Annotated in this window: 8 protein-coding genes; 6 read left to right on the top strand and 2 right to left on the bottom strand. The window is 61.1% G+C overall.

Translation table 11 applies throughout. The features are described from left to right. Positions 1-112: 112 nt before the first annotated feature. Genes JCM25156_RS22220 through JCM25156_RS30875 form a run of 4 tightly spaced genes read left to right on the top strand, consistent with a single transcriptional unit; the run spans position 113 to position 2,847 of the window. The gene (locus tag JCM25156_RS22220) at positions 113-1,531 is read left to right on the top strand and encodes an efflux RND transporter permease subunit (RefSeq protein WP_242402523.1); all 1,419 of its coding nucleotides are present in this window, start codon (positions 113-115) and stop codon (positions 1,529-1,531) included. Continuing rightward, positions 1,521-1,820, top strand: a complete 300-nt coding sequence (locus JCM25156_RS30865) for a TolC family protein (RefSeq protein WP_025812581.1) — start codon at positions 1,521-1,523, stop codon at positions 1,818-1,820. Before JCM25156_RS22220 ends, JCM25156_RS30865 begins: the two co-directional genes overlap by 11 nt. Then, positions 1,814-2,314, top strand: a complete 501-nt coding sequence (locus tag JCM25156_RS30870; protein WP_025812582.1) for a TolC family protein — start codon at positions 1,814-1,816, stop codon at positions 2,312-2,314. Before JCM25156_RS30865 ends, JCM25156_RS30870 begins: the two co-directional genes overlap by 7 nt. Continuing rightward, positions 2,296-2,847: a TolC family protein gene (locus tag JCM25156_RS30875; protein WP_242402524.1), complete on the top strand. Its 552-nt coding sequence runs from the start codon at positions 2,296-2,298 to the stop codon at positions 2,845-2,847. Before JCM25156_RS30870 ends, JCM25156_RS30875 begins: the two co-directional genes overlap by 19 nt. 39 nt (positions 2,848-2,886) lie before the next feature. Here JCM25156_RS30875 and JCM25156_RS06925 read toward each other — a convergent pair whose 3' ends face one another. Together JCM25156_RS06925 and JCM25156_RS22230 are read right to left on the bottom strand one after the other, a co-directional pair. Beyond that, on the bottom strand, positions 2,887-3,519 hold the full coding sequence (locus JCM25156_RS06925) for a TetR/AcrR family transcriptional regulator (protein ID WP_242402525.1): 633 nt from the start codon (positions 3,517-3,519) through the stop codon (positions 2,887-2,889). Between the two features lie 382 nt (positions 3,520-3,901). Next, entirely contained in the window at positions 3,902-6,406 is a 2,505-nt protein-coding gene (locus tag JCM25156_RS22230) for a TonB-dependent receptor (RefSeq protein ID WP_242402526.1), read from the bottom strand. 337 nt (positions 6,407-6,743) lie between these two features. On the opposite strand from JCM25156_RS22230, the gene JCM25156_RS06940 reads away from it, so the two are divergent. Beyond that, a complete protein-coding gene (locus JCM25156_RS06940) occupies positions 6,744-7,553 on the top strand; it encodes an ABC transporter permease (RefSeq protein WP_051577496.1) in 810 nt (269 codons plus the stop codon). Next, a partial coding sequence (locus tag JCM25156_RS06945; protein WP_025812588.1) for an ATP-binding cassette domain-containing protein occupies positions 7,550-7,978 on the top strand: 429 nt, incomplete at its 3' end. The genes JCM25156_RS06940 and JCM25156_RS06945, both read left to right, overlap by 4 nt.

Consider the following 7,978-nt stretch of genomic DNA (forward strand, 5'->3'; position numbering starts at 1 on the left):
CCCGGCAGTTCTTTCCCGCATCCGACCGGCCGGAGCTTCTGGTCAACTTGTCGCTGCGGCAGGGCGCGTCGATCACGGCGACGGCGGACGTGTCGCATCGGCTGGACGCATCTTGCGCAATGATCCCGATATCGACCACTGGAGTTCCTATATCGGGCGCGGGGCCGTGCGCTTCTACCTGTCGCTGGATGAACAGCTTCCCAACGATTTTTTCACCCAGACCGTGATTGTCGCCAGAAGCGCCGTGGCGCGCGAACATCTGCGCCAGCGTCTGGATACGGCCCTGAGCCGTGACATGCCCGATGTGGTGCATGGCCTGTTCCCGCTGGAACTGGGGCCGCCGGTGGGCTGGCCGGTGCAGTATCGCGTCACGGGCCGCGACCCGGACCGGGTCTGGCATTACGCGCATGACGTGGCGAAGATCATGGGCGACAGCAACCAGCTGCATATGATCAATTTCGACTGGGGCGACCCCGCGCGCAAGCTCAGGATTGACGTGCGGCAGGATGAGGCGCACCGGCTGGGCCTATCATCGGGCGCGATCGCGCTGGCCATCAATTCGGCGGTGACCGGCATGACGGCAACCCAGATCCGTGACAGCATCTATCTGGTTGATGTCGTGCTGCGCGCCAACCACGCCCAGCGCCTGTCGATCGAGGATCTGCGCAATCTCGATATCCGCCTGCCCAATGACCAGACGGTGCCGCTTTCCACCGTGGCCAGTGTCGCCTATGTCGAGGATTATCCCCTGATCTGGCGGCGTGACCGGCTGCCCACACTGACCATACAGGCGCAGTTGCGCGACGGGGTGCAGGCGGATACGGCCGTTGGCACGCTGGCCCCGAAAATCGCGGCCTTCAACGCCGCCCTGCCGGTTGGCTATCATGTCGCGGTGGGCGGCACGGTGGAGGAAAGTGTAAAATCCCAGAAATCCGTCATTGCCGTCATGCCGGTCATGATACTGGTCATGCTGGGCGTGCTGATGATCGAGTTGCAGAGCTTCAAGCGTCTGGCGCTGGTCATAAGTGTCGCGCCCTTCGGTCTGATTGGCGTGGTCGGCGCGCTGTTCCTGACGCAGCATCCCATGGGGTTCATCGCCATGCTGGGGCTGGTGGCGCTGATTGGCATGATCATCCGCAACTCGGTCATCCTGGTGCACCAGATCGAGATCGAGAAGAATACCGGACAATCGGAATGGGATGCGGTGATGAACGCCGCGAAAATCCGCTTCCGCCCCATCATGCTGACCGCCGTCGCCGCCATCCTTGGCATGCTGCCCATTGCATCCAGCGTGTTCTGGGGGCCGATGGCCGATGTCATCATGGGCGGCCTTGCCGTGGCGACGGTGCTGACGCTGATCTTCCTGCCCTCGCTGTACGTGCTGTGGTTCCGGGTCAAGGAAGCACCATCCCCCAGGCGACGGGGGCCAGCCGATGAAAAGATTCCCGATCCTCCTGCTGCCCGCCGTGCTGGCGGGTTGCGCGTGGCTGGCGCCGACCTATCACCGGCCCCGGATGCCGATGCCCGATAAATGGGGGGCAACGCAGGCCGCCACCATGGCCGATGACAGCGCATGGTGGCGTGGCTACGGCGATCCGGTTCTGGACGCACTGGTGGCCGAGGCGCAGAAGAACAATGATGATCTTGCCCTGGCCGGATCAAGACTGCAGCAGGCGCGCGCGCAGTACAAATACGCCTTTGCCAACCAGTTGCCCTCCATTTCGGTTGCGGGGTCGGACGCCTATGGCCGCCTGCACCTGAAGGACGATTTCCCCGCGCCGCACAAGATGAGCAATCTTGCTTCGTCGGCGGTATGCTGAATTATGAAGTGGATCTGTGGGGCAAGAACGCCAGCCTGAGCAAGGCGGCGAAAGCGGGGGTGCGTGCCGCCATCTATGGCCATGCCGCCGCCCGGCTTTCCATTGCCGCGGCGACCGCGAAGCTGTATTTCAGCCTGCGCGCGCTGGATAGTGAACGCGACATCGTGCAACGGACCATCCAGACCCAGACGGAGCTTCTGGCGCTGGTGCAGCGCCAGCATGAAGTCGGCGCGGTTGACGCCCTGGCCGTGCAGAACGTGACGGAACAGCTTGACGCCGCGCAGGCTGCGCTCCCCGATATCGAGGACCAGCGCGGCAAGGCGGAAAGCGCGCTGGCCGTCATGCTGGGGCGGTCCCCCCGCCAGATCATCGGGCAGGCCATGGAACGGGGCAGGGACATCAACGAACTTGTGTCCCCATTCCGACACCACCGGACATTCCCTCCACCCTGCTCGAACGCAGGCCGGACATCGCCATGCATGAGCAGACGCTGATCGCGAGCAACTTCAATATCGGCTTTGCGCGCGCGGCCTATTTCCCCACCATCTCACTGGCCAGCCTGGCGGGGGTGAACAACATCGACATCGACAATCTGTACCGCGCCACCACGCGGTCATGGACGCTGGCGGCGTCGATGGCGGCCCCGGTGCTGGATTTTGGCCGCACGGCCAGCGGCGTCAAACTGGCCAGGGCCGAGAAGAACGAACAGGTCATCCTGTACAAGCAGAGCATCCGCGCGGCCTTCAGGGAGGTGCATGATGCCCTGCTGGAGCAGAACAATGCCCATGACCGCGAACAGGGCGACGGGGACAGGGAGACAGCCGCCGGAAAAAACGTGGAACTGATGCGGTTGCGGCTGGAACAGGGCTATTCCAGCCGACTGGATGTCCTGTCGGCGCAGGTGGTCGAACAGCAGGCGGAACTGGCGCATACGACCGCACGCCTGTCCAGCTTGATGCCTCCGTTGATATGTACAGGGCGATCGGGGGTGGATTTGATACGCATGCCCCCGAAAACAGGAAGCTGAAATGACCCCCTGAACCGGAAGGACGTTCTTGGAGAAGCCTCAGGACATGCCGCCCCTATGGTCGGGATTGGGCGCGGCCAGTATGCCCGTCATGAAGGCGGTCCAGGCGTGATCGATGTATTCATCCCGATCCCTTGCCGTCAGCAGGATTCTGCGCCCGAACAGCATCTGCTGATGTGGTCCGCCAAGGCAGAGGCTGGCGAGCATCCGGCTCGTTTCCTCCAGATCATAGGTCTTTTTCAAAAGACCCGCCCGGGAGACCGCAGTCAGAAGCTTGCATGTCAGTTCCTCAAGCGGGTCGAAAATATGCGCGCCCGCATGGTCCACCAGATCCGGGAAACGCCACCCTTCCGCGATGAAGGTCCGGCTCAGGGAGAGGGTTTCGGGGCAGAGGACCAGATCAAGAAGCATCCGCATGGTCTTGCGCAGCGCCAGCAGGGGATCGCTGGAAACCATTTCATCTGATGGCGCCGCGGCCATCAGGAAACTGTTTCCCAGTTCGGAAATGACCGTCTTGAACAGGCTTTCCTTGGATGGATGCCGGCGGTAAATGGTCTGCTTGCCAACATGGGCGACAGCCGCGATCTGTTCAACGGACGTGGCGGCGTAGCCCTGTTCCCCGAACAGTCGGGTGGCTGTTTTCAGGATGAGGGCATCCAGTTCTTCCGACATGCGACTGTCGGGGCGACCTGAAAATTTCCTTTTTCTGCCCTGATCCGCCATACCTGCTCCTGTTTGCAATGCTCCGTCCGGGTTATACGAGACGAGACCGTCTCGCAAGAGCTTTCGCCAGCATGGATGCTGCCCGCCAGATGCGGCGGAAAAGGGTTTGATCGCGCCATTGAAAACAGGATGCCCGTTTGTGCGAGGCCCCTTCCGGCAGGGGATATTCTGATCCCGAAATATTTGGGGATTGTTTGAAGATGCCGCCTGTAAGGTATTCCGCAAATCCCGGGTAAGTTTCTGGTGGAGCTTTTTTCAAAGGGCTTCAGAGAACGCCGCCTTTTTACAAAAAGGCGGCACCCAAAAACTTTTATTGTTTTTTATCAGCCTTTTACATCCGGTAGCTGAATTCACCCCCGAACATCGCGGGATCGCCAAGTTGCCCATAGAACACGGCCCCGGCGGCAAGGGGGGTCATGGTGATGAAATACCGCTTGTCCAGCATGTTATGCCCCCAGAAACTGAGATCCCATTTGCCGGATTCAGGCCGGATGCCAATATGGCCATCAAGCAGGCCGTACGGCCTGATGCGTGTATAGGCGGATTCGGACGCATCGGCATAATAGCTGCTGCGATAGGTATAATCCGCCCCGACAAAGAAGATGAGCCGCCGCCAGAAATGACCTGATGGATTGCCGATGTTTCCAAGCCGGGTGGTGTATTCCAGCCCGGCGGACAGGTTCCAGCGTGAATTCAACGGGATCTGGTTTCCCGTCAGGCTGTAAAGCCCCGGCACGTTGGAGGATTCAAGCGGATGGGACGCATTGTTGAACGATGCGAAGAACGCGTCGGTGTAGGATGCTGACAGGCGGCCTTCCAGTCCGGGCAGGATGGTGCCCCGTGTTTCAAGTTCGAAGCCACGCGAAACGACGTGTCGGGCGTTTGTCAGATACGAAATCGTGGTGCCGGCCGATGTATAGTACGCCGCACTGGTGATGTAATCATGCACGTTGTTCCAGAATGCGTCGAAATTGACCAAAAGCCGTTTGTTGAAAAACGCGTTCTTGCTTCCAGCCTCGAACATATCGTCGATTTCCGGTTTCACGTCGGGATTGGCGCCCTGCGCGATGTTCAGGCTGACCAGGTTGATGCCGCCATTCCTGAGCCCCCGGCTATAGGTCGCATAGACGAAATTGTCAGGAGTTGGACGGTACACAAGGCTGAGCGTGCCACTGGGTTCGTTTTCCCGGTGCGATGCGTGATAGGACGTCGCCGCCCCCAGCACGCCCGCGGCGAGTGCGGGGTTGGATGAGTTGACAATGGTTGAGGTATAGCTACCGGATTTTGTGACGAAGGAGTACCGGAAACCGCCTTCGAGCGAGAGTTTCGGTGTAATGTCGTATTTCGCGCGCACATACCCCGCGAGGTCATTGGTGATCGGATTATCCGATGATGTAAACAGCGCGCCCTTATAGGCGGAATTGTAAACGGCGGGCGACAGGTTATATCCGTAATATTTGGCGCCCTGGGCCGAAATCTGCCAGCGCGTGTAATCCGGCACTTCCTCATACATGTAGAACGCGCCAGCGGATACGCGGAAACGGCGTCCCTCCGGTGAGGATATTCTGATCTCCTCGGTGGCGTGCTGTTCATAAACCTGATTGTTGCCTGCCGTCAGTGTCCGCAGGCCCGGCGTGGTGCCAAGACCACCGGAAAAACCGTTATGCGGATACCAGAACCAGGCGTGCCACGCGGCAATGTTTTCCAGCTTCCACCCGTGGGACAGACGGTACGTGACATCCAGCGAGAGGCCATAGGTTTCCTGATCGACGGCCTGGCCACCCGTCTCGGGCAGGGCCACCAGCATGTCACGGATTCCGTGCGCGGGTAGCGGTTCGGCCCCCGCGAAGGCGGCGCGTTGCCAGTAATTTCCCACTACGGCGGCCCCGTTGGCATAATGCGTGAGCGCCGTGGAGAAGGGGGTGACGCAGCAGCTTTCCCGAAGATGCGAATAATCGGCGATCAGCCGGAGCGTCAGCCTGTCGGTGGGAACCGCCAGTATCTGCCCCTTTACGCCCAGATCGTGATAATCCTGATAATAACGGCCCGTCGTGACGTTTTTGACGTAACCATCATGGTTGATCGAAAACCCGGAAAGGCTGAAGGCGACCTTGTCGCTCGACCCGATCGGCCCGGTGGCCCGCAGCCGGACATTGGCGGTGTTGTAGCTGCCATAATCACCAATGACGGAATAACCCCGCGTGAAGGAAGGGGCCAGCGTGGTGATGTTGATCGCGCCGCCATCGTTATCCACGCCGCCGCGCGTTGCCTGCGGTCCCTTGAGAACCTCCATGCCTGACAGGTCGCTGATGTCACCCAGAACGGCGCCGGGGCGTGTCTGGTACACACCGTCGATATAGACGGCCGTACCGTTTTCCAGGCCGTCCTGCGCGCTGGAACTGAAATTGCCAAGGCCACGCACATTGATGGCCGTGTTGCGGGGGTTGGTGATCTGGAGCGAGACCGCGGGCAACAGCTTGGCCGCCTGCTGTATGTTGGTGATCTGGTGGGATTGCAGGTCGTGTTCGGTAATGGTCGTGACCGCCACGGGATCGTTCTGGCGCAGGAGTACCTGACGCCGCGACAGCGTGCGCGTGGCGGTGACTTTCATTTCCTCGGGGTGGGTGCCGATCACGGACGCCGCGCGGGCCGTGGGGGAACTGGCCCCGACGGATTTCGTTGCGTGCCGGGGATGGGCACGGTGGGTGGCGGCATGGCCCGGACGGGTAACGCCCGTGGTCAGCAGCAGCGAGAAAGCCAGGGAGCAGTGGGCGACCCGGCGTCTGTCCGGTGAAGTCCATCGCAATCCCTGCTGTCCATCCGGTCTGGCGCGCATCGCATTCCCCAAATAAACGAATCGTATGGTTGTATGTTAATATCACTATCAACAGTCGTTCATAAGTTCGGTTTCGAGTCAACATGACAATCCATGCCGTTCAAACGCTGTCCCGATCGCATCCGGGGCGGCGGGCGCATATGGCTGTAGGGCGCGGAATAATGCGTCGGAACGAATATACGAATCGGGTCGTATAAAAACATTGAACTACACCATGATGTGTGGAATCATTCCACGTCAGTTCATCGTAATAGAATCCTGAAAAACTACAGTTGGTGATCGTATGTCCGAGACTTCCCTGCCCACGGGTATCCGCACGCATGGCCCGGCGGTGGATATGTTGTCCACGATCCTGCCCGGGCGTGGCCGCCTGCCCCGCTGGCGGGATGTCTCGCGCTATGCATCGCCGCTGGTGCTTGTGGCGCTGTGGCAGGTCTGCTGTTCGGCGGGCCTGCTCTCGACACGTCTCGTCGCCTCGCCAGTCCAGATCGGCGTAACGGCATGGTCGCTGGTGCGTGACGGCACGCTGGAGGCCAATCTGGGCATCTCGCTGCTCCGCGCTGTGGCGGGGTTGTCAATCGCGCTGCTGGTGGGGATCGGTCTTGCCCTGGTTTCGGGGCTGTCCCGCGCGGGCGAGGATATTGTCGATGCCCCCCTGCAGATCATGCGCACGCTGCCGGTGCTGGCGCTGGTGCCGCTGTTCATTCTCTGGTTCGGGATCGGGGAGACGCCAAAGGTGCTTCTGGTCGCACTTGGCGCGACCTTTCCCGTCTATCTCAACCTTCACAAGGGCATCCGCACGGTTGACCCCAAACTGCTGGAAATGGCGCGTACGCTGGGGCTTTCACGCGGGCGGACGGTGCGTGATGTCATTCTTCCCGCCGCCTTGCCCGACCTTCTGGTCGGTGTGCGCTATGCCGTGGGGGTCGCGTGGCTGATGCTGGTTGTGGCGGAACAGATCAATGCCGAAAGCGGCATCGGGCACATGATGATGGATGCGGAAGATTTCTTGCGCACGGACATCATTCTGGTGGGGCTGGCGGTGTACGGCCTGCTTGGCCTGCTGTCCGACAATCTGGTCCGGGGTCTGGAAAGGTGGCTGCTGGTCTGGCGTCCGCTTTCACCGCGACGGGGAGAGGGCGCATGAACACGTTTTCAATGCCGGAACACGCGCGCGCCGAACCCATAGCGGAAGCTGCTGCCGCCGTTATGGTAAGCGGCCTGACCCGGCGCTTCGCCAGTGGTCCGGCGGTGCTTGACGGGCTGGACCTGCGTATTGCGCCGGGTGAGTTCGTTGCCCTGCTGGGCCGGAGCGGATCGGGAAAATCAACGCTGTTGCGCACGCTGGCGGGGCTGGACCCGGTCACGACCGGGACGGTCCACCGGCCTGATGACGTGGCGGTCGTATTTCAGGAAAGCCGGCTGCTGCCATGGCGGCGCGTGTGGCAGAATGTCGTGCTGGGACACAAAAAGGACGCGCAGGGCCATGCACGGGCGCAGGCGATTCTTGGGGAAGTGGGGCTGGCGCATCGCAGCGACGCATGGCCGCTGACCCTGTCCGGCGGGGAAGCC

This window comes from Komagataeibacter kakiaceti JCM 25156 (assembly GCF_000613305.1).